Source organism: Leisingera sp. ANG-M7, from assembly GCF_000813965.1.
Lineage (GTDB): Bacteria > Pseudomonadota > Alphaproteobacteria > Rhodobacterales > Rhodobacteraceae > Leisingera.
Window position 1 is genome coordinate 253,981 of the sequence record NZ_JWLI01000005.1, and the last position, 22,326, is coordinate 276,306.

Genomic DNA, 22,326 nt, shown 5'->3' on the forward strand with positions numbered 1-22,326 from the left:
TAACAGGAATAGAACAGGCCGCGCTTCGGGCGCGGCCTTTCTCATTGAAAGAAGCCGGCGGCAGGATATCCTGCCGCCGGCTGTTTTTTGCGAGTGGTGGCTTCAGGCGTTACTGGGCCTGCAGCTCCTCCGGGGTCTTTTCAGCAATATCGGTCCAGTTGACGCTGGCCTTCTCGATGAAGCCCGGGATGTCGCCCTCCCAGCGTTCCTGAATGTCCTGCGACAGGTTCAGGTACAGGGTGTTGTCGACGATTTTCCAGTGGTTCGGATCACCGTCGAACTTGAAGCCCATCGCGGTGCCAAAGGCGCAGTAGCCGCCGTAGGCCGGAACATAGGCTTCGGGATTCTTCTCAAAGGCCGCTTTGTGCTCTTCCGAGGCAAAACGGTAAGTTGCGTCATTGTAAATGGAAGTGATTTTGTAGCTGCCCTTGGTAGGGGCACCGTCCGTGAAATATGCGACCGGGTCATAGCCCTGCATGGCCAGGCCAGTGGAGGATGCGTTGATCTCAACGCCCGCCGCCAGTGCCGAGGTTGCCATTGCAACCGACAGAGCCACACCGCTGATCAGTGCTTTTACTTTGTTCATGGTCCCGTCCTTTCAAATCCCGGCCGTGGCGTTCCCAAATGCTTGCCCGGCCGGCGTTTCACCATGTGTGCCGCGGTATGCTGCGGGTCACGGAACCGATGTGGAGAGCCGGGCGATCACATTCAAAACAACTCAATTTGACTGTGCGCAGGTTGGCTGCCGCCTGTGCAGTGGTGCGCAGAACGGATGACAGGCCGCCCGGACGCAGGCAGACTGGGCACAAAGAACGGAGGACAGGATGACACGCTCATTCACTACCCGCCGCGCCGCGCTGGTCGGCCTGTTGGCAGCAGCAGCCTTTGCAGGGGCGGCCGCGGCCCAGGACATCAGCGGCAGCTACCGCGCCGAAGGCCGCAACCCCGATGGCACCACCTATACCGGCACGGTGCAAATCCAGGACTATGGCGGTGCGATCGAGATGAGCTGGCAGGTCGGTGCCCAGGCCTATGCCGGGACCGGCACCCGCAACGGCGATGTGGTCTGGGTCGACTGGGGCGATACCTACCCGGTGGTCTACGTGCGGATGCCCAGCGGTGAGCTGCACGGCACCTGGTCCAACGGCCGCGCTTTGGAGCGGCTCATTCCATAACCTGCAGTGCCAGCACGAAGCGGACCACCTTCTCCGCAGGCATCTCACAGGGTTTGAGGCGGGCGCCGGACGTGAGCCGGTAAAGGTTGAGGCTGATGTAATCCGTGCCGCCCAGTTCCCGCGCCACCAGCTTCTGCGATTTGCCGCCGGCCAGGTCTTCGCGGGACACCATGTACTTGCACCCTTCCGCAGTCCCGGTGAAGGCGCCCAGCGGCAGGGCGTCGAATGCTGCAAGAAAGGCCTGCAGCTCCTCCGGCGTCACTTCTGGCCTATCCGCGGCTCAGTGCCCGCCCGCAGGCGGGCGATATTGGCCGAGTGCCTGATGAACACCACTGCCGCCAGCAGCGCGGCCAGCAGGGCAACCGGAAGGTAACCCAGCAGCAAGGCCCAGACCGCGCCCGACGCGGCCGAAACCAGCGCGCCCATCGAGGAAATCCGGGTCATTGCCGCTGCCGCCAGCCAGGTCAGGCAGCAGGCGATGCCCACCGGCCAGGCCAGTGCCAGCATCAGGCCGAGGAAGGTTGCCACCCCCTTGCCGCCCTTGAAGCCCAGCCAGACCGGAAAGCAATGGCCGAGGAAGGCCATCAGCCCTGCCATCTGCGACGCATCCTCGCCGGCCAGAAAGCGGGCCAGAAGCACCGCCGCCGCGCCCTTGCCGCCGTCCAGAAGCAGCGTCAGTGCCGCGGCGGGTTTGCTGCCGGTGCGCAGCACGTTTGTGGTGCCAATGTTGCCTGACCCGATTTCCCGCAGGTTGCCGAGGCCAAACGCCTTGGTAACCACCAGTCCGAACGGTACGGAACCGAGGCCGTAGCCAATCGCCGCCCAAAGGACCAGCACAATGGCAGAGCTTTCGAGTACAGGCATCAGTCCCTCCGGTAGACGGGCTCGCCCGCCACATATGTCGCCTCGACCCGGCCCTGCATCCGCTGGCCGTCATAGGGCGTGTTCTGTGATTTTGAGCGCAGTTTGAAACGGTCCAGCACAAACGGCACATCTGCGTCGAACAGCACCAAGTCCGCGGGCGTGCCCGCGGCCAGTCGGCCGCTTTCCAGCCCTAGACGCCTGGCCGGGTTCAGCGACATGGCGCGGAAAAGGGTTGGCAGGTCCAGGAGCTCGGCGTGGTAAAGCCTCAGCGCAGCGGGCAGCAACGTTTCCAGCGCAACCGCGCCGGCCGCAGCTTCCTCGAACGGCAGACGCTTGCTTTCCTCATCCTGCGGGGTGTGCATGGAGGAGATGGTGTCAATCAGCCCGGTCCGCACCGCCTCAACCACTGCCAGCCGGTCGTCTTCGGAACGCAGCGGCGGCTTTACCTTGAAGAAGCTGCGGTAGCCCGCCACGTCCAGCTCATTGAGTGTCAGGTGGTGGATGGAGGTGCCCGCGGTGATATCCAGGCCGTTGGCCTTGGCGCGCTCCAGCGCGGGCAGGGCGCGTGCTGTCGTAATCTGATCGGCGTGGTATTTCGCGCCGGTCATTTCCAAGAGGGCAATATCGCGGTCCAGCCCCATCCGTTCCGCCATCGGTGACACCGCGGGCAGGCCGTAAAGCGCGGCAAACTTGCCGCTGGTTGCAGCCGCGCCCTTGCTCAGGACCGGTTCCTGCGGGTGGGCGATGACCAGCGCGCCGCAGGACCGTGCATAGGTCAGTGCCCGCTGGAACACCTTGGTGTTGCTGACCACATGGTCGCAGTCCGAAAAAGCCACCGCGCCGGCGTCCATCAGGAAACCGATCTCGGTCATCTCCCGTCCGTCACGCCCCTTGGTCAGCGCAGCCATCGGCAGCACGTTTACCGGCGCATCAGACTGGGCGCGGCGGGTGACGAATTCCAGACTCTCCGGGCTGTCAATCGCGGGGGTGGTATCCGGCCGGGTGACGATGGTGGTCACGCCGCCCGCCGCAGCCGCTAAACCTGCTGATTTATAGCTTTCCTTGTGGCGCTCACCCGGCTCGCAAACTTTGACGCCGATGTCCACGATCCCCGGCGCCAGGCATTTGCCACCGCAGTCCACCTTTGTCACGTCTTCCGGCGCGATGCCAAGCGCCTGCAGCATCTGCGCAGGGTTGGCGGCATCCTTTTCAACCGCCGCGATCCGTCCGTTCCGCACCAGAACTGCCCCCGGCGAGTCGGTGCCTGCCTCAGGGTCGATCAGGCGGGCGTTGATGAAGAGAGTGCTCATGCCTTGGCTCTTTCAATTGCGTTGAGGGTCGCGGCCGGGTCGGCCTGGTATTTGATCAGGTGCTTGTCGCCGCCCTTGGTGATGACCTGCACATAGCTGCCCATGGTTTTGACGGCCTCGATTTGGGAAACCTGCACTGAGCGCCCTGCAGGGCCAGAGAGGGTCTCACCGGTCAAGGTCCAGACCACACCAAGCTCCTCGCTGGCCATGTACCAGCCGCGCAGGGCGATGGCTGCCAGCCCGCCTACGGCACCCGTCCAGATGTGGGGGCTGTCCATGAACCACAACACGGCCATTGCTCCGCTCATGCCTATCGCCGCCATCCAGGCATGTGCGCGGACATAGGCGCTGCGGTCGGGTTTGAATTCTATTCCGGCCATCAGAACACCAAAGCCCAGACCGCCAGGGCGATCAGCGCCATCACAATGGCAAACAGCGTGGCGCCAATCCGGCGGGCCTGGCTGCGCGCCTCGCGGGGGGACAGCTTGGGTGCGGAATAGGGCTTGGCGCTCTCGGCGGTCTCAGGAGCAGCATTCCAATTGGTCCGCCGTTCACCATAGGTGCCCTTCAGCACGATCTGGTCTGCCGGGGTGAGCCGCGTCTCTTCACCGCCAAAAGCACGGGAGCGGATCAGAAGCACATGGCCTTCCAGGGCCTGCAGCATTTCCCGGTCTTCTTCGATCTGCGTCCGCGGCACGCCGCAGCCCTCGGTCAGGTAACCGGTCAGGCCGATATCCTCCAGGTCCGAGACCGGAAAGATCTCCACCTGTTCCATGTCCAGCGCTTCGATCCCCAGCACTTGCGCCAGTGCGCCGGGCTCTTTCAGGAACGCCGCCTGTTCCGGTCGCATGCCGAGCGCAAAGAGCCGGATTACACCGCGTTCACCTGCCGGGATATAAATCACGCCCTCCAAGCCGCTCAGCCCGCCCGGCTTTGATTGGACGCTTGACGCTCGGCGCGCAGGTTGCGGGCCAAGAGGTCCATCGCCGCCATGCGCACCGCGACGCCCATCTCGACCTGCTCCTGAATAACAGACCGGTTGATGTCGTCCGCCAGAGTGCCGTCGATCTCGACTCCGCGGTTCATCGGGCCGGGGTGCATGACAATGGCGTCAGGCTTGGCCAGCGCCAGTTTCTCGGCGTCGAGGCCATAGCGGTGGTAATACTCGCGCTCCGACGGGATGAAACCGCCGTCCATGCGTTCCTTCTGCAGGCGCAGCATCATGACGACGTCCACGTCCTTCAGCCCCTCGCGCATGTCGTCGTAAATCTCGGCGCCAAACTCGGCGAACTGGCCGGGCACCAGCGTTGGCGGGCCGATCAGACGGATGCGGTTTTCCATCTTACCAAGCAGGATCAGGTTGGAGCGCGCGACGCGGCTGTGGGCAATGTCGCCGCAGATCGCGATGTTCAGCCGGTGCAGGCGGCCCTTGGAGCGGCGGATGGTCAGCGCATCCAGCAGCGCCTGGGTCGGGTGCTCATGCTTTCCGTCGCCCGCGTTCAACACTGCACAGTTCACCTTCTGGGCCAGCAGGTCCACCGCGCCGGAGTGCGGGTGGCGGACAACCAGCAGGTCCGGGTGCATTGCATTCAGCGTCATCGCGGTGTCGATCAGGGTCTCGCCCTTTTTGATCGACGAGGCCTGCATCGCCATGTTCATCACATCGGCGCCCAGCCGCTTGCCCGCCAGCTCGAAAGAGGCCTGGGTGCGGGTGGAGTTCTCAAAGAACATGTTGATCTGGGTAAGCCCCGCCAGCACGTCAGAGTGCTTTTCCGGGCGGCGGTTCAGCGCCACATAGTCGTCGGCCAGGTCAAGGATCGCGGTGATCTCATGCGGCTTCAGCGGTTCGATGCCAAGCAAGTGGCGGTGTTCGAAGGACATAGGTGGCAGCTCCGCGTGATTTGCCGGTTCTTATAGGCGGGGGGGGCGGAACGGGCAACGGCTGCGTGCGGGGTGCGGCCAGAGAATTTGAGTATTTGCAGCAAGATGACCGGGAGGTGTTCCGCTTGTCCGGCGGGCGGAGTAGCTTGGGCGCATGGAATCGGCATTGGATTACTGGAGCGCGCGTGCGCTGTTGGAGTGGCAGGCGGAGCTTGGCGCCACCGAGGCGCTGTGCGACGAACCGGTCGACCGCTATGCGCTGGAGCAGACCGCGCCGAAGCCGAAACCGGGTGCTGCCCCCGCGCCGCCGCCCAAGCCCAAGGAAGTTGATCCGGTCGAAGTGGCCCAGAAGGCCGCCAAGGGAGCTGCTTCCTTGCCTGCCTTGCGTGACGCGATGGGCGGGTTCAGCCACTGCGACCTGAAACGCGGCGCCCGCAATTTGGTGTTCTCCGATGGCCAAGCGGGTGCGCGGGTAATGATCATCGGCGAGGCCCCGGGCCGTGACGAGGATCTGCAGGGCAAGCCGTTTGTCGGACGCGCCGGGCAGCTTCTGGACAAGATGCTGGAGGCAATCGGCCTCAGCCGTTCTGAGAACGTCTATATCACCAATGTCCTGCCCTGGCGGCCGCCGCAGAACCGCGACCCGCTGCCAGCAGAGATCTCCATGCTGACACCCTTTCTGGAAAGGCATGTTGCATTGGCTGAGCCTGAGATCTTGGTGCTGATGGGCAATATCAGCTGTCAGGCAGTATTGGGTAAACGCGGCATCACCCGGCTGCGCGGGCAGTGGGATCAGGCCTGGGGCAAGCCGGTAATACCGATGTTCCACCCTGCCTATCTGCTGCGTCAGCCCGCGCAGAAACGGCTGGCCTGGGCCGATCTTTTGGAATTGAAGGCACGGCTTGGGAGCTTGACCTGAGGTAGTTCCATGAAAATTCTGGCGTTCTCCGATCTGCATCTTTCTGCCTCTCATGCCGCAGATATCGTCGCTGCCAGTGCGGGTGCGGATCTGGTCATCGGCGCTGGCGATTTCTGCAACATGCGGATGGGGATGGACAGTGCCGTTGCCATGCTGTCGGGACTGAAGGCTCCGATGGTGGCCGTGCCCGGTAATGGCGAAAGCGCCGATGAGTTGCGCGCGGCAGGATTTGCGAACACCACGGTCCTGCATGGCGAAGGCACGGATATCGAAGGCCTGCGCCTGTTCGGTCTGGGCTATGGTGTGCCCGAGACACCCTTTGGCGGCTGGTCCTGCGATCTGAGCGAGGTACAGGCGGGCGCTATGCTGGCCGCCTGCGATCATGCGGATGTTCTGATCTCTCATTCACCCCCCAAAGGGTTCGGGGATGTGACCTCCGGCGGGCTGTCCGTAGGCTCCTCTGCAGTAAGAGCTGCCGCTGAGCGGATCCAGCCGCAGCTGCTGCTTTGCGGCCATGTGCATGATTGCTGGGGCTTCCGCGGCAATCTGGGTAAGACACAGGTGGCCAATCTCGGACCCGGGGTGAGCTGGTTCGAGGTCGAGCCGTGATTGATGCCGTGACCCTGCTGGCCTTTGTCCCGGCCGCGCTGGCGCTGAACCTTACGCCGGGTGCGGACATGATGTTCTGTCTCGGTCAGGGACTGCGCTCCGGACGTGCGGCAGCGGTGGCGGCCAGTGCGGGTATTTCAGCTGGCAGTATGGTGCATGTGACGCTGGTCGGGCTAGGCTTGGGTGCCGTGGTCTCTGCCATGCCCGGGATGTTTGATGTGATCCGCTGGGTCGGTGTGGCGTATCTTCTCTACCTTGCCTGGGGCGCTTTGCGTACAGGCCCTGTCCGGGCAAATACGCCGGCGGTGCCTGTCCGGCGGGCGTTCCGCTCCGGCTTCCTCGTCAATCTCACCAATCCCAAGGTCATTCTGTTTGTGCTGGCTTTTGTGCCGCAGTTCGTGCGGCCCGAGGCCGGGCCGGTGTTGGCGCAGTTCCTGGTGTTTGGCCTGATTCTCGCGGTGGGCGGGTTTGTCATCAACGGCCTCGTAGGCATTTTTGCAGGTCAGGCTGGGCGGCAGCTGACCGGCTCACCGTTGTTTGCGCGCTGGCTCGGCCGGATCTCGGCCGGAATTTTCACAGGGCTGGCCGTGCGGCTGGCGATTATGGAGAGGGCATAGATGTCCCGTATCGACGAAAGCATGGAATTCATCCCGGTCCGCATTGCGGTGCTGACGGTCTCGGACAGCCGCAAGATGGAGGACGACCGCTCTGGCCAGGTGCTGGCCGACCGGCTGCGCGAGGCTGGCCACACCCTAGCCGACCGCAAGATCATCCCCGATGAGCGGGCAGAGATCGCCGCCCAGCTGCGCGCCTGGATCGCTGATCCAAAGGTCGACGTGGTGATCTCAACCGGCGGCACCGGTCTGACGGGCCGCGACGTGACGGTGGAGGCGCACCGAGACGTCTACGAGAAGGAGATCGAGGCCTTCGGCACCGTCTTTACCTGGGTCTCGATGCAGAAGATCGGCACCAGCGCAGTGCAGTCGCGGGCCACCGGCGGTGTTGCGGGCGGCACATACTTGTTTGCGCTGCCGGGCAGCCCAGGCGCCTGCAAGGATGGCTGGGATGAAATCCTGTCAAAGCAGCTCGATTACCGGCACCGGCCCTGCAATTTCGTGGAAATCATGCCCAGATTGGAGGAACATCTGCGCCGGAAGTAACCCTTCGCGGCGTGTAATCTCGCAAACCTGCGCGGAAAATCCTATATTTCCAAGCGGGCACAAGGCTTTTGCACTTTACCGGCCCATGCGCGGCCCCGGCAGCAGCCGCCACCGGAAGGGAGAGACATGCGCTTTTTGCGTCAGAGTTTGATGGGGCTTTTCCTGGCGTCGCTGACGGCGGCCCTGCTGCTTTACGCCGGGCAGCTGATTTTCGGTGCTATCGAGGCGCAGCTCAGCGCGGAACGCAAGCCGCCGCCGGTGCGTGAGCGGGTCTTTGCAGTCAATGTTGTGACCGCGGATCTGCAGACGGTGGCACCTGAACTCACGGCTTTTGGCGGCGTCGAAAGCCGCCGCACACTGGAATTGCGCACGGCCGCCGGCGGCCGCGTGGTGCAGCTGTCTGAGGACTTTGAGGAAGGTGGCGCAGTCCGGGCTGGCGAGGTTCTGGTGCAGATCGACCCGGCCGATGCACAGGCGGCGCTGGACCGGGCTGAGGCAGACATGATGGACGCCCGGGCCGAGGAGCGGGATGCCGGCCGCGCGCTGATCCTGGCGCAGGACGAGCTTCAGGCGACGCAGGATCAGGCGCAGCTGCGCGAACGCGCCTTCCAGCGGCAGGTGGATCTGCAGGAGCGCGGGGTCGGCACTGCGGCCACGGTGGAAACCGCAGAGCTTGCCGCGGTTCAGGCCCGCCAGACCGTGATCTCGCGCCGTCAGGCCGTAAGCCAGGCAGAGGCGCGCGCAGATCAGGCCGCCACCCGGGTGGCCCGGGCGCAGATTGCGCTGGATGAAGCGCGGCGGGATTTAGATGACACCACCATCAAGGCAGGCTTTGATGGCACGCTGCAGTCGGTCAGCCTGGTGCAGGGCCGGCTTGTGTCTGCCAACGAGAAACTCGCGGATCTGGTTGACCCGGACCTGCTGGAGGTGGCCTTCCGCGTCTCTACCGCGCAATACGCCCGGCTGCTGGACGGCGAGGGGCGTCTACTGGAGGCGCCGGTGCGGGTGGCGCTGGACGCAGCTGGTGCCGGCCTCAGTGCAACCGGGCGGATTTCGCGCGCCAGCGGTGCCGCGGGCGACGGACAGACTGGGCGGCTGGTCTATGCCAGCCTGGACGCCGCTCCCGGTTTCAAGCCGGAGGACTTCGTGACCGTCCATGTGACAGAGCCTGAGGTTCGTGCCGTCGCGCGGGTGCCTGCATCCGCACTGGGCGCAGACGGGACCGTCCTGCTGTTGGGCGAAGAGGACCGGCTGGAGGCGCTGCCGGTTGAGCTGGTGCGCCGCCAAGGCGATGACGTGCTGATCCGCGGCTCAGGGCTGGAAGGCCGCGAAGTTGTCACCGGGCGCACACCCTTGCTGGGGGCTGGCATCAAGGTGCGACCCTTGCGGCAGGGCGCAGAAGTGCAGGTTCTGCCGGAGCTGATCGAACTTACGGACGAACGCCGCGCACGGCTGGTGGCTCTGGTTGAGGGTAACAGCCGGATGCCCTCTGAAATGAAGGCAAAGATGCTTCAGCAGCTGGCAGAGGCCAAGGTGCCCGCGCAGCTGATCAGCCGGATTGAATCCCGGATGGGAGGCTGACCCCGATGGCGCGCAGGCTTCCCCGGCAGGCCCGCGGGCTGTTCAGCTATTTCACCCGCCACCGCACCGCGGCCAACCTTTTGCTGGTGATCATGCTGGTGCTGGGCGCGGCGGCGATGCCCAACATGCGGGCGCAGTTCTTTCCGGATGTGATCGTCGAGCGCGTCACCGTTACCGTCGAATGGGAGGGCGCCGGCCCCGAGGACGTGGACAGCGCCATCGTGCAGGTGCTGGAGCCCGCGCTGCTTGCCGTCGACGGGGTTGAGGAGACGTCCTCGATTTCGCGCGAAGGACTGGCGACCCTGACCTTGGAGTTCGAGCCCGGCTCCGACATGGGGCAGGCCACAGACGATGTGCAGACCGCGGTCGACGGCATCACCACCCTGCCGGAGGAGGCGGAGGAGCCAGAGGTGCGCCGCGGCGCCTGGCGGGACCGGGTGACAGATGTAGTCATCACCGGCCCGGTCGGGGCAGGGCAGCTGGGTTTGTTCGCTGATGAGCTGGTTGTGCGCCTCTTTGAGGCCGGTGTCACCCGCACCACGATCCGCGGCGTGGCTGCGCCGGAAACGATTGTAGAGGTGCCTACTGCCAAACTGATCACCCACAACATCACCATGCGCGAGATCGCGGAGGCGATTGCCGCAGAGGTTGATGCCGACCCTGCAGGCGATGTCAGCGGCGCCAACGCCCGCGTCCGCACCGGCAGCGAAAAGCGAAAGCCGGATGAGTTGGCGGCCATCGTGCTGCGCACAAATGCCGATGGCTCCGTGCTGACCATCGCCGATGTGGCGCAGATCCGGGTTGAGGGCGTCGACCGCAACCGCTCCTACTTCGTCAATGACAACCCAGCGATGTCGATCCGGGTGGACCGCTCCGATCAGGGCAATGCCATCCGCCTGCAGGCACAGGTGCAGGAGGTCGTGGATGAGATGCAGGCCAGCCTGCCGCAGGGGGTGACGGCGGAACTGATCCGGACCCGTGCCCAGTCCATAACTGACCGCCTGGATATCCTGGTCGACAATGGCCTGATGGGGCTTGGCCTGGTGTTGTGCCTCTTGTTCCTGTTCCTGAACACCCGCATCGCTTTTTGGGTGGCAATGGGCATCCCGGCGTCGATGTTTGCTGCGGTGGCGCTGATGTATGCGGCGGGGATCACCATCAACATGGTCAGCCTGTTTGGTCTGATCATCACTTTGGGCATCGTGGTGGACGACGCCATCGTGGTGGGTGAACACGCCGATTTCCGGGTCCGGCGGCTGGGTGAAAGCCCGATGCAAGCCGCTGAAAATGCGGCCCGCCGCATGGCGATGCCCGTCTTTGCTGCAACGCTCACCACCATCATCGCATTCTTTGGCCTGACCTTGGTGGGCGGGCGGTTCGGTGAACTGATCCGCGACATTCCCTTCACTGTGATCGCGGTGCTAGCGGCGTCGCTGGTGGAATGCTTCCTGATCCTGCCCAACCACTTGGCACATGCGCTGACCCATGCCCAGGCGCGCCATTGGTACGACTGGCCGAACCGGATGGTGAACCGCGGCTTCCGCTGGCTGCGGGACCACGCCTTCCGTCCGTTGATGGGCTGCATCGTGACTGCCCGTTACGCTGTGCTGGCAGGTGCGCTGGCAATCCTGGCCAGCCAGGCGGCGCTGTTCATCAACGGTGACGTGCAGTGGCGCTTCTTCAACGCGCCGGAGCGCGGCTCGGTCACAGGTAATTTCGCCATGGTGGAGGGCGCCAGCCGCACCGACACAATGGCGATGATGCAGGAAATGCAGCGCGCGACAGAAGCACTGGGCGCCGAATATGCGGAGCGTTACGGCCGCAACCCGCTGGATTTCGTGATGGCCGAAACCGGCGGCAATGCCGGCCGCGGTCTCAGCGGGGTGGAGGCCAAGGATACCGACCTGCTGGGCGGTATCTCGATCGAACTGATCGATGCGGACTTGCGCCCCTATTCCAGCTTTGCCTTTGTGGCAGAGCTGCAGGAACGGGTGGTGCGCCACCCGATGGTCGAGACGATTTCCTTCCGCAGCTGGCGGTCGGGGCCTGGCGGCGACGCGCTGGACGTGCAGTTCTCCGGCCCCAGCGTGCAGGTGCTGAAAGATGCCTCCGAAGACCTGAAAACCGCGTTGCTGCGTTTTCCGGAGGTTTCAGCGGTTGAGGACAATCTCGCCTACGACAAGGAGGAGGTGATCCTCGATCTGACCCCGCAGGGCCAGGCGCTGAACTTCACCATTGGCAGCCTGGGGCAGGCGCTTCGGGCGCGGCTCAACGGGATTGAGGCCGCGACCTATCCCGACGGCCCGCGCAGCGCCACCATCCGGGTGGAGCTGCCAGAGAACGAACTGACCGCTGATTTCCTGGAGCGCACCCTAATGCGGGCCCCCAGCGGCATCTACGTGCCGCTTGCCGATATCGTCTCGGTCACCCAGCGCACCGGGTTCTCCACCGTGCGCCGCGAAAACGGCATCCGGGTGATCAGTGTGACTGGCGACATCTCCGAGGACGAACCGGCCCGCGCCGAAGCGGTGACGCAAGCGCTGCAGAACGAGATCCTGCCAACGATTGCCAGTGAACGGCAGGTGGAATGGCGCCTGTCAGGGCTGGCGGAGCAGGAACAGACCTTCCTGCAGGAGGCAGGCACCGGGCTGATCCTCTGCCTCACCGGCATCTACCTGGTGCTGGCCTGGATCTTTGCCAGCTGGACCCGGCCGCTGGTGGTGATGGCGATTATCCCCTTCGGTCTCGTCGGCACGATCTGGGGCCACTACGTGTGGGAGGTGCCGCTGTCCATGTTCACCGTGGTTGGCCTTCTGGGGATGACCGGGATCATCATCAACGATTCCATCGTTCTGGTGACAACCATCGACCAGTATGCGCGGGACCGCGGCCTGATCCCGTCGATCATCGACGCGGCAGCAGACCGGCTGCGGCCGGTGATGCTGACCACAATGACCACAGTGCTGGGCCTGGCGCCCTTGCTGTTCGAACGCTCACAGCAGGCGCAGTTCCTAAAACCCACGGTAATCACGCTTGTCTATGGCCTGGGGTTCGGGATGTTCCTTGTCCTGCTGGTGGTGCCTGCGCTGGTTGCCATGCAGCGCGACCTGTCGCGGCCGCTGACATCCCTGCGCCGCGCGCTGGGGCAGGGGGCTGGGCGCCTGCGCTGGCTGGTTCTGGGCACCGCGCTGGCGCAACTGGGCTGGCTGGTGCTGACGCTGGGCTGGGCCATGGCATCAGGAGCGCTGCATCCGGTGCTGCGAATGATCCCGGCACTGGCGGCAATGGAGCCGGTGCGGGCCGGATTGCTGGCGTTCCTTCTGGGGGCCTTCGCATTGGCACTGCTGGCCTATGCCGCGGGTGGAATTGCCTATCGGCTCAACGCTCGCCAGCGGGCTTGAGCCAGCCGCGCCACGCCGCCGACCTGATCCAGAAGCTGCAGCCCGCGGGTCTCGATTTCCGCAATCGGAATCCATTCGGCCTGTTCTGCGTCATCGTCCGGCACCGGTTCGCCGCTCAGGTGCTCGCACAGCACCACGGTCAGCAGATACTGCCGCTGCGCTACACCGGACGCATGGTGCGAGATCACATCCACATTGGTGAGATACTCCAGCGGCCGGGCGGTCACGCCGGTTTCTTCCATCAGCTCGCGCGCCGCGGCCTGCAGGGCGGTCTCGCCCATCTCCACATGGCCGCCGGGAAAGCCCCACCAGCCTGCGTTCGGTTCCTTGCCGCGCTGCACCAGAATGACATGGTCCTGCCCGCTGAAATGGCGGCAGACCACGGCAATGGTACCCAGAACCGGGCGGGCAGGGCTGCTGGCTGCGCTCATCCGGCGCTGCAGCCCTGAATATCAACCGCGTGATTTTTCCCCAGTACCGTAATCCGCAGCTGCGAGCGGTCGATGGCATAGGCGTTGCCGTCTGCAGGCAGGAACTCGGTTTCCGCTACCAGCTGCCCGCCTTCGCGGCGGGTGGTGGTTTCACCGGCATATAGCTTGGGGTTGCCCGGTTCGATAACCGCAACCTCCTCGCCGCCGGCAGAGGGCATCGAGATGCGGGCGGTGACCGTCATGCCGTACTGCGACGGGCGCAGGCTGCAGGTGGCCTTGCGCACGCCCGCTTCCTTGGCTGACCAGGGGCGGCTCGCCATGGCTGCAGCAATTGCCGGGTGGCGGCCTGCACTGCCGTCCAGCTCCTGGTCGAACTTCAGCTCGGCCGGCACGCAGACATCCTTGCACACCCCCAGCTGCATCCGCCCTTTGAGGCGCACCGGCTTGCCTGGGGACGCAGGCGTGATCTCCAGCGGCAGCACCAGCTGGTCATGATAACCAATGGTTCGGTAGCCGGAGGTCAGGAAAACTTCGGGCGAAGGCCAGGTGATCGATAGACGGCCGACATTGCGTGCCCCGCGCCAGGAAAAACTGGGCGGGATGCCGGCATCGCCGGGCGCACGCCAATAGGTCTTCCATCCCGGCTGCAGGGTGATCCGCAGCGCCCCCATATGGGTGCCGCGGGACGTCATCCCGCCATCCAGCACCTCGACCTGCACGATATCGCTGTCCGCAGCGCCGGCAAATGCAGACGACCCGCTTGCAGCAGCCAGCAAAGCTGCCGCGGCAGCAGCGGTTTTGAGCATTGTCCGTTTCATACCCGAATACATGCGCCCGCCAGCCCCGTTTGCCAAGTCACGATCCGGTCATGCCGCCCGCATCCCTCTGTGTTTGCGGCAAATTTGCCGGAGCCTGCGCGGAGTTGCGCCGATGCGCCCCTTGCGCGGCAAGCGGGTGCGCGTCATGGTGGGGGGAGGCAGCAGAAAGACGGAAATTCATGGATCTGACTGGCAAGCTCTTGATTGCAATGCCTGGAATTGGCGACCCGAGGTTCGAGCATTCGGTGATCTTCCTGTGTTCTCACGGCGAGGAGGGCGCTATGGGGCTGATCGTCAACAAGCCCGCCGACGGCGTGGCGCTGGGCGATCTGCTGGAGCAGCTGGACCTGGGCGGCGACAGCAACGCGGCAGCGGCGCTGCCGGTGCGCTTTGGCGGTCCGGTGGAGACCCAGCGCGGTTTTGTGCTGCACACACCGGATTACGAATCGGATGTGAGTTCCCTGAAGGTTCCGGGCGGCTTTTCGATGACCGCGACGCTGGATATTCTGGAGGACATCGCCGAGGGTCAGGGGCCGGAACAGCTGCTGGTGCTGCTGGGCTATGCGGGCTGGGGGCCGGGGCAGTTGGAATCGGAGATCACCATGAACGGCTGGCTGACAGCCGAGGCCAGTCCGGACCTGGTATTCGGGCTTGCGGATGACAGCAAATGGGGGGCCGCGCTGAAGACCTTGGGAGTTGATCCGCTCACGTTGTCGTCCAGTGCGGGCCACGCCTGAAAACTAAAATCCGGGCGGCGCAAGCGGAAGGCTCCCGCGCATTTTCTGATTTTCAAAGATAATCCCAAAACCCTTGGGCCGGGTGCCCATCTGCGATGGGCGCGGCCGGGATGGCACCGCTGCGGCTCTCAATCCCGCGGCGCAGCGGCGCGGCGCAGGCGGTCATTGATGGCTTCGCCCAGCCCACGCATCGGCACCGGCGCAACAGCGATCGGCTTGCCAAGGGCATCCAGTTGGTGGAGATGCCCAAAGAGATTGGCCGCGGCCTCTGCCAGGTCACCGCTTTCAGACAGGTTCAGATCGCAAGGTCCGGGCCCAAAGCCAAGATAAAGCTCGCCGCTGCGCGGTGCCTCCGCGTTGAGCCGCACCGGCGCGCCGGGGGCGTAGTGCGACAGCAGCTGACCGGGCGCAGTCAGCGGGTCGTGCACATCGCGTTCTGCCAATTTGCGGCCCAGCACGGCTTCGATTTCTTCCGCCGCCAGCCCGCCGGGGCGCAGCAGCAGCGGGTCCGGTCCGGCCAGGCCGATGATGGTGGATTCCAGCCCCACACCGCAGGCGCCGTCATCCAGGATTGCGGCAATGCGGCGGTCCAGCCCGGCCTTCACATGCGCAGCCGTGGTCGGGCTGATCTTGCCCGAAGGGTTGGCGGAAGGTGCGGCCACCGGCCCGTCCAGCTCCCGCAGCAGCGCCTGCGCCGCCGGATGAGCGGGCACCCGCACGCCAAGCGTCTCCAGCCCCGCCGTAACCAGCAGCGAGATCCCGTGCCCCGCACGCAGCGGCAGCACCAAAGTCATCGGCCCTGGCCAGAAGGCCGCGGCCAGCTGTTCCGCAACGTCATTCCATTGCACATACCGCCGCGCGGCCTCTGCCGAATGGACATGGGCAATCAGCGGATTGAATGACGGCCGCCCCTTGGCCTCGTAAATGGCCGCAACCGCTTTGCCCTGCCGGGCATCAGCGCCAAGGCCATAAACCGTTTCGGTCGGGAAGGAGACCAGTTGCCCGGCCTGCAAAAGCCGGGCGGCGCGGGCGATGCCGCTTGCCGTTGCGGCAAGGATTTCAGTGCTCTGCTGGGGCATTCCGGGTGACGCGGCGTTTTGGTTGATTGAAATAAGCGCCCGGTTAGGTAATCGGACAAGCCACAGACCATAATGGGCCAGCGCCGGGAAGCCAAGACTGCCCGCGCCGCAGGCCCCAGAAACCCCCGCCAGAGGACGCCCATGACATTCCGCGCCCCCGTTTCCGAGTATGAATTTTTGCTGAACCACGTTGTGGGCTATGACAGCATCCCTGCCACAGACCGTTTTGCCGAAGCAACAACCGACACCGTAAGCGCGATCCTGACAGAAGCAGGCAAGCTGTGCGACGAGGTGATGGCGCCCCTGCAGCGCAATGGCGACCTGCATCCTGCGCGTCTGGAAAACGGTGTGCTGCGGACTTCGCCCGGGTTCGCCGATGGCTATCAGGCCATTTGCGATGGTGGCTGGGTCGGCATAAGTGCGGCGGAGGAATTCGGCGGCATGGGGCTGCCGCAGACGGTCGCTGTCGCGGTCTATGAAATGATGGCCGGCGCCTGTCTGTCGCTGCAGCTGGCACCGCTGCTGAGCCAAGGCCAGATCGAAGCGCTCGAACACCATGCGTCAGACGCCATCAAGGAGCTGTATCTGCCCAAGCTGATTTCCGGGGAGTGGTCCGGCACCATGAACCTGACCGAGCCGCAGGCCGGGTCCGATGTCGGTGCGCTCAGTTCAAAGGCGGAACCGAACGGCGACGGCACCTACGCCATCTCGGGGCAGAAGATCTTTATCTCCTGGGGTGACACAGATTTCTGCGGCAACGTCTGCCACCTGGTGCTGGCGCGGCTGCCCGACGGGGTGCCGGGAACCAAGGGGATCTCGCTGTTTCTGGTGCCGAAATTTCTGCCGGATGCGGACGGCAACCCGGGCAAGGCCAATGATTTGAAGGTGGTGAGCCTGGAGCACAAGATGGGCCTGCACGGCTCCCCCACATGTGTGATGCAGTTCGACGGTGCCACCGGCTGGCTGGTCGGGCCGGAGCACGGCGGCATGGCGGCGATGTTCACGATGATGAACAACGCGCGCCTTGGTGTCGGCGGCCAGGGCGTTGGTGCGGGCGAGGGCGCTTATCAGCATGCACTGGCCTATGCGCTGGAGCGCAAGCAGGGCAAGACTGCCAGCGGCTTCATCGCCGACCACGCCGATGTGCGCCGGATGCTGATGGAAATGAAGGCGGATCTTTTTGCCTCCCGCGCAATCCTGATGGCCTGCGCCCGTGCCATCGATATGCACACCGCCACTGGGGGCAGCGACTGGGCGGCCCGCGCGGCCTTCTTAACGCCGATTGCCAAGGCTTTCGGCACTGACACCGGCATGCGCGTTTCGGAAACCGGGGTGCAGGTCTATGGCGGCATGGGTTTCATCGAAGAAAGCGGCGCCGCGCAGTATTACCGCGACGTGCGGGTTACAGCGATCTACGAAGGCACCAATGGCATTCAGTCGATGGACTTGGTGGCGCGCAAGATGATGGACGGCGGCGAAATGGGTTTTGCCCTGATCGACGAGATCGAGGAACAGGCTGAACGCGCCCGCGCCACCCATCCGAACATGGCCGAATCCGTCTGGCAGGCGTGTGAATCCCTGCGCGAGGCCACCGAATGGCTGGTGTCCCAGCAGGACATGCAGGACCGATTTGCGGGCTCGGTTCCTTACCTGCGCGCCTTTGCCCGGGTGCTGGGCGGCCATTTTCACCTGGCGGCCGCGATGGCGGATCAGGGCGGCCCGCGCGAGAAGCTGGCCCGTTTCTATATCACCCGGATGCTGCCGGAGCACAGCGCGCTCTTGGCCCATGCGCAGGCCGGGGCAGAAGGCACCTTCGCCCTCAGCCTTGATGAACTGGCGGGCTGACAGCCGTGACCGATCTCCCTGACGTCTCCCCCCGCACTCCCTGGGAAGAACCGCCCGCCCCGGGCGAGGCGATCGAAGTGGCCGAGGGCGTCCTCTGGATGCGCCAGCCGCTGCCGATGAAGCTGGATCACGTCAACATCTACGCGCTGGATGAGGGCGACGGCTGGACGGTGATCGACACCGGTTTCAACTCCCGCAAAAGCCGCGGCATCTGGGAAAGCCTGATGGCAGGCCCCTTGAAGGGCAAGCCGGTGACGCGCGTCGTCGTCACCCATCACCACCCGGATCACATCGGGCTGGCGGGCTGGTTCCAGAGCGTCCACGGCGCCGAACTGGTCACCACCCGCACCGCCTGGCTGTTCGCACGGATGCTGACGCTGGATGTGCAAGAGACGTGGCCGGAAGAGACGCTGGCCTATTACCGCAGCGCCGGCATGGCGCCTGAGGTCTATGAGAAGCGCGTCAATGACCGGCCCTTCAACTTTGCCGACACCGTGCATCCGATGCCGCTGGGCTTCACCCGCATCAAGCAGGGAGATGTAATCCGCATGGGCGGGCGCGACTGGGATGTGCACACCGGCAACGGCCACGCCCCGGAGCACGCGACCTTCTGGAGCCGCGACGACAACCTGGTGATTACCGGCGATCAGATCCTGTCGACTATCAGCCCCAACATCGGTGTTTATGCGACCGAACCGATGGCCGATCCGCTGGGCGAATGGCTGGAGGCCTGCGAGCGGCTGGCGAAACTGGCGCGTCCCGATCACCTGGCGCTTGGCGGCCACAAGCTGCCGTTCTCACGTTTGCCGCTTCGGATGCAGCAGCTCATTGGCAACCACCACGGCGCGCTGGAGCGGCTGATGGATCACCTTTCCGTGCCGCGGACAGCTGCTGATTGCTTTGCGCCGCTGTTCAAGCGCACAATCGGCGAAGGTGAGTACGGGCTTGCACTGGTCGAGGCGGTAGCCCATGTAAATCACCTGTACCACACCGGCCAGGTGGCGCGCTGGAAACGCGAAGACGGTGCCTGGCTCTATCAAAGCAAGGGGTGATCCGCACCCCGGAAAGGGGAGGCACCATGAGCGACGAGATTTCCACCAGCGCCGAGGCGGCAGAGGCGGCGGTGCTGCCCTGCGTGCATGAAGTCCATGCAGATCCGGAGGCCTGCGCCGGCCTCACCAAAGTGCCGGAGAAGCTGCAGAAACCGGATGCCGCCAAAAGCCCGGCCCGCTGGGCCTATGAGCGGCTGATCCTTTATATCCAGAACTTCGAACAGCAGCTGGACGCTGAACACGAGGTCGCAATGGGCTTCACCGGCGGCAATGCCGGTGTGCTCAGGATCGAGGGCATGGGCTATTTCGACCCGGACATCATCACCTACTACGGCAGTGAGCCCGACGGCTCCCGGACCCAGCTGGTGCAGCATGTCAGTCAGCTCAATGTAATGCTGCGCGCAGTGCCCAAGGCACGCGAGGAAGAGCCCGCCAACCGTATCGGTTTCCGCCTCGCCTCGGATCTGCAGCAAGAGTGAGCCGCACGATTCGCCGCCTGGGCCGCAGCCGCGGGATTCGCAGCGGTTTTCTGTGGTTCCCGGGCGGCATTTCCCCGGGATGCGCCCGAATGACGTGGTGACAGGGGGCGGCAAATCCGGTAATCACCGGGAAAACGCACGTGAATTTTGAGGGATAACTCACATGGCTGATCACCAGCACGGCACCATGGACATCACCGTTCAGGAGAAGATGTTCTCGAGCTTCATGACCTTCGTGACCCGTTTCTGCATCGCGATGGTGTTCCTCGCGCTGTTCCTGGCTATGTTCGCCACCTGATCCCGGGACAATATTGATGCGCAATCTGCTCTGCCTCGGCGCGGTGATGCTGGCGCTTGCGGGTTGCGCGGCGCCGCAGCAGCCTAACGCGGATGCCGAAACCCTGGCCAAGGTGGCCTACCGCCACCCTGGCCCTGCAACGCTCACCCTCTATACGATGATCAACAACCGCACCGGGCGGGGCGGCCATGCGTCGCTGATGATCAACGCTTCGGAACGGGTGATTTTCGATCCGGCAGGCTCGTTCTACGCCTCAGTAGTACCAGAGCGGAACGATGTCCTTTACGGTATTACTCCGGCAGTCGAGAAGGCCTACCGCGGCGCCCATGCGCGCAGCACCTTCCATGTGGTGGTGCAGCGGGTTGAGGTGACGCCGGAGCAGGCCCAGAAGGCCTATCAGCTGGCAGTCACCAACGGACGCGTGCCCGGCGCCTATTGCGCCCAGGCCACCATCGGCATCCTGCAGCAGATCCCGGGCTTCGAAAGCCTCGACCGCACCTTCTATCCGGAGAAACTGTCCGCCCAGTTCGGCCAGCTGCCCGGTGTGGTGACGGAACGCTACTATGAGAACGACAGCGCCGATCTGCAGGCAGGCATTACCAAAAGCGACGCCGCGCTGAACGCGGCAGAGTAATTCTTCCGCCGGGGCGCAGAGCGCTCAGGCGGCGAGATACAAGAGCAGCAGGCATAGCCCGCCGGTTCCAAGGCCGATCAGCACGTTGCGCGTAAGATAGCCCGCGGCGAAGGTCGCCGCAGCGGCGGAAAAATGCATCAGGCTGGGCGCGCCACCCGTGGGCGCAGGCCACACCACCAGCGGCGCCACCAGCGCCGGGATGATCGCCACGGCGGTATAGCGCAGATGCCGCATCAGCCACTCGGGGATTGGCTTTCCGCCCATGAAACCGATGAAGGCAAACCGCAACCCATAGCTGCCAAGCGCCAGCCCGATGATCACGGTCCACAAGATGGGTGTGGGGATACTGCTCATTTTGCGCCCTCCGCTTTTGCCTTCTGCCGGTCCAGCCACAATTCCGCCTGCGCGCCCGCAACCATGCCGGCAATGCCTGCCACGATCAGGCCGAGGTTATAGGGCAGGGCAGAGGCAGGCAGCGAGGCCGCCACCGCCACAAAACAGGCCGCCACATGCGCCGGCGTGCGCAGCATCGGGCCGATCATCGCCAGAAACGCCAGGGGCAGCACGAAATCCACACCCCAGCTCTCCGGGATCCGGGTGCTGACCAGTGCCCCCAATGCGGTGGCAATCACCCAGGCCGGGGTGATCAGCCCGTTGGTGCCAAAGAAATAGGCAACCCGCTGTGCCAGCGGCATCTCCGGCTCCTGTTCGAATTGCACAACCGACAGCGCGTAGGACTGATCGACGATGAAATAGGCAGCAATCGCGCGCTGCCACATCGGCGCATCACCCAGGTAGGGCGTCAGCGACGCCGAATACATCGCCATCCTCAGGTTCACCGCCAGCGCAGAGATCAGGATGATGATCAGCGGCGCATTCTCCTGCATCAGCTGCAGCGCGGTGAACTGGGCCGCTCCGGCAAAGACCGTCAGCGAAAAGGCAAAGGCCTCCGGCACGACCAGCCCGGCCTCCGCCGCCAGCACCCCGAACAGAAAGCCAAAGGGCGAGGCCATGAACAGAAACGGTGCGCTGTCGCGAAACCCCTTCCAGAAGGCCGATTTGGTGGTGGTGATTGCCATCTGCGCGTCCTAGATTGCGTTGAACCGCCCTACGGCGGACGCAGAAGGAATGCAATTGGTGAGTATGGATATCACGTCAGAATATCTGATCGCCCCCGGTGTCTCCGACCAGCGGCTGACACGCGCGGTCACCGGCGTCGACCAGAATGGCGAGCAAAGCGAGATTGCTGTGGTGGAGGAGCGCCCGCTGACCATCTTTCTGAACTCGCAGGAAATTGTCACCGCGATGACCATCGGCGACTACCCGGAATACCTGGCGCTCGGCTTCCTGCGCAATCAGCGGATGCTGCGCGACGAAGATGAGGTCACCCGCGTCGACTATGACGAGGACCTGGAAACCGTGGTGGTGCGTACCGCGGTGGAAACCAGCCACGAGGAAAAGCTGAAGAAGAAGACCCGCACCTCCGGCTGCGCCGTCGGCACCGTTTTTGGCGACATGATGGAGGGACTGGAGGACGTGCGCCTGCCCGAGGCCGAGGTCCGCACCTCCTGGCTCTATGCGCTGGCCCACAAGATCAACCGCACGCCCTCGCTGTACTTGGAGGCCGGCGCCATACACGGCACCGTGCTCTGCCAGCAGGACCGCCCGCTGGTCTATATGGAGGACGTCGGCCGCCACAACGCGGTGGACAAGATTGCGGGCTGGATGCTGTCAGAGCAGGCGGAAGCGGCGGATAAGATCCTCTACACCACCGGCAGGCTGACCTCCGAAATGGTGATCAAAACGGCGATGATGGGCATCCCGGTGCTGGCGTCCCGGTCGGGCTTCACCGCCTGGGGCGTGGAGATCGCCCGCGAGGTTGGCCTCACCCTGATCGGCCGTATGCGCGGCCAGCGGTTCATTTGCCTGTCCGGCGAGGAACGGCTGTTGCGGGACATGGACCCCAGGGACGCGCCGGTGGAAGAAAAGAAGCACCGGCGGAAGAGTGCGGGGTGAGAAGCTTGCTTGTGAGCATAGAAGGCAGCGCCCGCCC

Annotated in this window: 26 protein-coding genes and 2 pseudogenes; 15 read left to right on the forward strand and 13 right to left on the reverse strand. The window is 64.5% G+C overall.

The features are described 5' to 3' along the window. Positions 1-109: 109 nt before the first annotated feature. Positions 110-586 (reverse strand): YHS domain-containing (seleno)protein, encoded by a 477-nt coding sequence (locus RA26_RS06700; RefSeq protein ID WP_039149391.1) that lies wholly within the window; start codon positions 584-586, stop codon positions 110-112. Positions 587-824: 238 nt separating this feature from the next. Here RA26_RS06700 and lfb1 point away from each other — a divergent pair, with 238 nt between their 5' ends. Beyond that, positions 825-1,175 (forward strand): LIC10280 family protein, encoded by a 351-nt coding sequence (lfb1, locus tag RA26_RS06705; RefSeq protein ID WP_039181643.1) that lies wholly within the window; start codon positions 825-827, stop codon positions 1,173-1,175. Here the strand turns inward: lfb1 and RA26_RS06710 are convergent. The 6 genes from RA26_RS06710 to RA26_RS06735 are packed head-to-tail and all read right to left on the reverse strand — an operon-like array spanning position 1,165 to position 5,230. Continuing rightward, positions 1,165-1,437, reverse strand: a complete 273-nt coding sequence (locus RA26_RS06710) for a hypothetical protein (protein ID WP_082015772.1) — start codon at positions 1,435-1,437, stop codon at positions 1,165-1,167. The two genes, lfb1 and RA26_RS06710, sit on opposite strands and share 11 nt — an antisense overlap. Then, a complete protein-coding gene (gene plsY / locus RA26_RS06715; protein WP_039181645.1) occupies positions 1,434-2,039 on the reverse strand; it encodes a glycerol-3-phosphate 1-O-acyltransferase PlsY in 606 nt (201 codons plus the stop codon). Before plsY ends, RA26_RS06710 begins: the two co-directional genes overlap by 4 nt. Then, positions 2,039-3,349 carry a dihydroorotase gene (gene pyrC / locus RA26_RS06720; protein WP_039181647.1) on the reverse strand — a complete coding sequence of 437 codons (1,311 nt, stop codon included), beginning with the start codon at positions 3,347-3,349 and terminating at the stop codon, positions 2,039-2,041. The genes plsY and pyrC overlap by 1 nt, the downstream gene beginning before the upstream one ends. Next, complete coding sequence (locus RA26_RS06725; protein WP_039181651.1) at positions 3,346-3,729, reverse strand: hypothetical protein; 384 nt, start codon at positions 3,727-3,729, stop codon at positions 3,346-3,348. Before RA26_RS06725 ends, pyrC begins: the two co-directional genes overlap by 4 nt. Beyond that, positions 3,729-4,262, reverse strand: coding sequence for a hypothetical protein (locus RA26_RS06730; protein ID WP_039181654.1), 534 nt, complete (start codon positions 4,260-4,262; stop codon positions 3,729-3,731). Before RA26_RS06730 ends, RA26_RS06725 begins: the two co-directional genes overlap by 1 nt. A gap of 5 nt (positions 4,263-4,267) precedes the next feature. Further along, positions 4,268-5,230 carry an aspartate carbamoyltransferase catalytic subunit gene (locus RA26_RS06735; protein WP_193747591.1) on the reverse strand — a complete coding sequence of 321 codons (963 nt, stop codon included), beginning with the start codon at positions 5,228-5,230 and terminating at the stop codon, positions 4,268-4,270. A gap of 154 nt (positions 5,231-5,384) precedes the next feature. On the opposite strand from RA26_RS06735, the gene RA26_RS06740 reads away from it, so the two are divergent. The 6 genes from RA26_RS06740 (at position 5,385) to RA26_RS06765 (ending at position 12,900) form a co-directional block, all read left to right on the forward strand. Then, the gene (locus RA26_RS06740; RefSeq protein WP_039181660.1) at positions 5,385-6,149 is read left to right on the forward strand and encodes a uracil-DNA glycosylase; all 765 of its coding nucleotides are present in this window, start codon (positions 5,385-5,387) and stop codon (positions 6,147-6,149) included. A 9-nt stretch (positions 6,150-6,158) separates the two neighbouring features. Further along, entirely contained in the window at positions 6,159-6,758 is a 600-nt protein-coding gene (locus RA26_RS06745; RefSeq protein WP_039181663.1) for a metallophosphoesterase family protein, read from the forward strand. Further along, complete coding sequence (locus tag RA26_RS06750) at positions 6,755-7,375, forward strand: LysE family translocator (RefSeq protein ID WP_039181666.1); 621 nt, start codon at positions 6,755-6,757, stop codon at positions 7,373-7,375. The genes RA26_RS06745 and RA26_RS06750 overlap by 4 nt, the downstream gene beginning before the upstream one ends. Further along, positions 7,376-7,918, forward strand: a complete 543-nt coding sequence (moaB, locus tag RA26_RS06755) for a molybdenum cofactor biosynthesis protein B (RefSeq protein ID WP_039181669.1) — start codon at positions 7,376-7,378, stop codon at positions 7,916-7,918. A gap of 126 nt (positions 7,919-8,044) precedes the next feature. Further along, entirely contained in the window at positions 8,045-9,499 is a 1,455-nt protein-coding gene (locus RA26_RS06760) for an efflux RND transporter periplasmic adaptor subunit (RefSeq protein WP_039181672.1), read from the forward strand. Between the two features lie 5 nt (positions 9,500-9,504). Continuing rightward, complete coding sequence (locus RA26_RS06765) at positions 9,505-12,900, forward strand: efflux RND transporter permease subunit (RefSeq protein ID WP_039181675.1); 3,396 nt, start codon at positions 9,505-9,507, stop codon at positions 12,898-12,900. Here RA26_RS06765 and RA26_RS06770 read toward each other — a convergent pair. Continuing rightward, positions 12,870-13,331 (reverse strand): NUDIX hydrolase, encoded by a 462-nt coding sequence (locus tag RA26_RS06770; RefSeq protein WP_039181678.1) that lies wholly within the window; start codon positions 13,329-13,331, stop codon positions 12,870-12,872. The two genes, RA26_RS06765 and RA26_RS06770, sit on opposite strands and share 31 nt — an antisense overlap. Beyond that, positions 13,328-14,149, reverse strand: coding sequence for a protein-disulfide reductase DsbD domain-containing protein (locus tag RA26_RS06775; RefSeq protein ID WP_039182085.1), 822 nt, complete (start codon positions 14,147-14,149; stop codon positions 13,328-13,330). The genes RA26_RS06770 and RA26_RS06775 overlap by 4 nt, the downstream gene beginning before the upstream one ends. 179 nt (positions 14,150-14,328) lie before the next feature. Between RA26_RS06775 and RA26_RS06780 the strand changes: the two genes are divergently transcribed. Then, positions 14,329-14,886 (forward strand): YqgE/AlgH family protein, encoded by a 558-nt coding sequence (locus tag RA26_RS06780; protein WP_039181681.1) that lies wholly within the window; start codon positions 14,329-14,331, stop codon positions 14,884-14,886. 128 nt (positions 14,887-15,014) lie between these two features. Here the strand turns inward: RA26_RS06780 and RA26_RS23405 are convergent, their stop codons facing one another. Next, on the reverse strand, positions 15,015-15,368 hold the full coding sequence (locus RA26_RS23405) for a Sua5 family C-terminal domain-containing protein (RefSeq protein ID WP_446720172.1): 354 nt from the start codon (positions 15,366-15,368) through the stop codon (positions 15,015-15,017). Then, positions 15,351-15,923, reverse strand: a pseudogene (locus tag RA26_RS23410) (L-threonylcarbamoyladenylate synthase); the annotation flags it as partial. The pseudogene RA26_RS23410 and the gene RA26_RS23405, both read right to left, overlap by 18 nt. On the opposite strand from RA26_RS23410, the pseudogene RA26_RS23415 reads away from it, so the two are divergent. The 6 genes and pseudogenes from RA26_RS23415 to RA26_RS06810 all read left to right on the forward strand — a co-directional run. Further along, a pseudogene (locus tag RA26_RS23415) lies at positions 15,890-15,991 on the forward strand (hypothetical protein); the annotation flags it as partial. The pseudogenes RA26_RS23410 and RA26_RS23415 overlap by 34 nt on opposite strands. Before the next feature lie 115 nt (positions 15,992-16,106). Next, positions 16,107-17,810 carry an acyl-CoA dehydrogenase gene (locus tag RA26_RS06790; RefSeq protein WP_039181687.1) on the forward strand — a complete coding sequence of 568 codons (1,704 nt, stop codon included), beginning with the start codon at positions 16,107-16,109 and terminating at the stop codon, positions 17,808-17,810. A gap of 5 nt (positions 17,811-17,815) precedes the next feature. Further along, positions 17,816-18,862: an MBL fold metallo-hydrolase gene (locus RA26_RS06795; protein ID WP_039181689.1), complete on the forward strand. Its 1,047-nt coding sequence runs from the start codon at positions 17,816-17,818 to the stop codon at positions 18,860-18,862. Positions 18,863-18,888: 26 nt separating this feature from the next. Then, positions 18,889-19,341 carry a DUF6173 family protein gene (locus RA26_RS06800; protein ID WP_039149668.1) on the forward strand — a complete coding sequence of 151 codons (453 nt, stop codon included), beginning with the start codon at positions 18,889-18,891 and terminating at the stop codon, positions 19,339-19,341. A 163-nt stretch (positions 19,342-19,504) separates the two neighbouring features. After that, the gene (locus RA26_RS06805; RefSeq protein ID WP_039181692.1) at positions 19,505-19,639 is read left to right on the forward strand and encodes an aa3-type cytochrome c oxidase subunit IV; all 135 of its coding nucleotides are present in this window, start codon (positions 19,505-19,507) and stop codon (positions 19,637-19,639) included. A gap of 16 nt (positions 19,640-19,655) precedes the next feature. After that, entirely contained in the window at positions 19,656-20,273 is a 618-nt protein-coding gene (locus RA26_RS06810) for a hypothetical protein (RefSeq protein ID WP_039181695.1), read from the forward strand. Between the two features lie 24 nt (positions 20,274-20,297). On the opposite strand, the gene RA26_RS06815 is transcribed toward RA26_RS06810, so the two are convergent. Beyond that, a complete protein-coding gene (locus tag RA26_RS06815) occupies positions 20,298-20,627 on the reverse strand; it encodes an AzlD domain-containing protein (protein ID WP_039181697.1) in 330 nt (109 codons plus the stop codon). Beyond that, a complete protein-coding gene (locus tag RA26_RS06820; RefSeq protein ID WP_039181701.1) occupies positions 20,624-21,352 on the reverse strand; it encodes an AzlC family ABC transporter permease in 729 nt (242 codons plus the stop codon). The genes RA26_RS06815 and RA26_RS06820 overlap by 4 nt, the downstream gene beginning before the upstream one ends. A 64-nt stretch (positions 21,353-21,416) precedes the next feature. Here RA26_RS06820 and RA26_RS06825 point away from each other — a divergent pair, with 64 nt between their 5' ends. After that, positions 21,417-22,289 carry a formate dehydrogenase accessory sulfurtransferase FdhD gene (locus tag RA26_RS06825; RefSeq protein ID WP_241482605.1) on the forward strand — a complete coding sequence of 291 codons (873 nt, stop codon included), beginning with the start codon at positions 21,417-21,419 and terminating at the stop codon, positions 22,287-22,289. The last annotated feature ends 37 nt before the right edge of the window (positions 22,290-22,326 follow it).

Bases quoted from the DNA above. Each gene is read 5' to 3' on its own strand.
- RA26_RS06700 (WP_039149391.1), bottom strand. From the start codon at position 586: ATGAACAAAGTAAAAGCACTGATCAGCGGTGTGGCTCTGTCGGTTGCA.
- lfb1 (WP_039181643.1), top strand. From the start codon at position 825: ATGACACGCTCATTCACTACCCGCCGCGCCGCGCTGGTCGGCCTGTTG.
- plsY (WP_039181645.1), bottom strand. From the start codon at position 2,039: ATGCCTGTACTCGAAAGCTCTGCCATTGTGCTGGTCCTTTGGGCGGCG.
- pyrC (WP_039181647.1), bottom strand. From the start codon at position 3,349: ATGAGCACTCTCTTCATCAACGCCCGCCTGATCGACCCTGAGGCAGGC.
- RA26_RS06725 (WP_039181651.1), bottom strand. From the start codon at position 3,729: ATGGCCGGAATAGAATTCAAACCCGACCGCAGCGCCTATGTCCGCGCA.
- RA26_RS06735 (WP_193747591.1), bottom strand. From the start codon at position 5,230: ATGTCCTTCGAACACCGCCACTTGCTTGGCATCGAACCGCTGAAGCCG.
- RA26_RS06740 (WP_039181660.1), top strand. From the start codon at position 5,385: ATGGAATCGGCATTGGATTACTGGAGCGCGCGTGCGCTGTTGGAGTGG.
- RA26_RS06745 (WP_039181663.1), top strand. From the start codon at position 6,159: ATGAAAATTCTGGCGTTCTCCGATCTGCATCTTTCTGCCTCTCATGCC.
- moaB (WP_039181669.1), top strand. From the start codon at position 7,376: ATGTCCCGTATCGACGAAAGCATGGAATTCATCCCGGTCCGCATTGCG.
- RA26_RS06760 (WP_039181672.1), top strand. From the start codon at position 8,045: ATGCGCTTTTTGCGTCAGAGTTTGATGGGGCTTTTCCTGGCGTCGCTG.
- RA26_RS06765 (WP_039181675.1), top strand. From the start codon at position 9,505: ATGGCGCGCAGGCTTCCCCGGCAGGCCCGCGGGCTGTTCAGCTATTTC.
- RA26_RS06770 (WP_039181678.1), bottom strand. From the start codon at position 13,331: ATGAGCGCAGCCAGCAGCCCTGCCCGCCCGGTTCTGGGTACCATTGCC.
- RA26_RS06775 (WP_039182085.1), bottom strand. From the start codon at position 14,149: ATGAAACGGACAATGCTCAAAACCGCTGCTGCCGCGGCAGCTTTGCTG.
- RA26_RS06780 (WP_039181681.1), top strand. From the start codon at position 14,329: ATGGATCTGACTGGCAAGCTCTTGATTGCAATGCCTGGAATTGGCGAC.
- RA26_RS06790 (WP_039181687.1), top strand. From the start codon at position 16,107: ATGACATTCCGCGCCCCCGTTTCCGAGTATGAATTTTTGCTGAACCAC.
- RA26_RS06800 (WP_039149668.1), top strand. From the start codon at position 18,889: ATGAGCGACGAGATTTCCACCAGCGCCGAGGCGGCAGAGGCGGCGGTG.
- RA26_RS06805 (WP_039181692.1), top strand. From the start codon at position 19,505: ATGGCTGATCACCAGCACGGCACCATGGACATCACCGTTCAGGAGAAG.
- RA26_RS06810 (WP_039181695.1), top strand. From the start codon at position 19,656: ATGCGCAATCTGCTCTGCCTCGGCGCGGTGATGCTGGCGCTTGCGGGT.
- RA26_RS06815 (WP_039181697.1), bottom strand. From the start codon at position 20,627: ATGAGCAGTATCCCCACACCCATCTTGTGGACCGTGATCATCGGGCTG.
- RA26_RS06820 (WP_039181701.1), bottom strand. From the start codon at position 21,352: ATGGCAATCACCACCACCAAATCGGCCTTCTGGAAGGGGTTTCGCGAC.
- RA26_RS06825 (WP_241482605.1), top strand. From the start codon at position 21,417: ATGGATATCACGTCAGAATATCTGATCGCCCCCGGTGTCTCCGACCAG.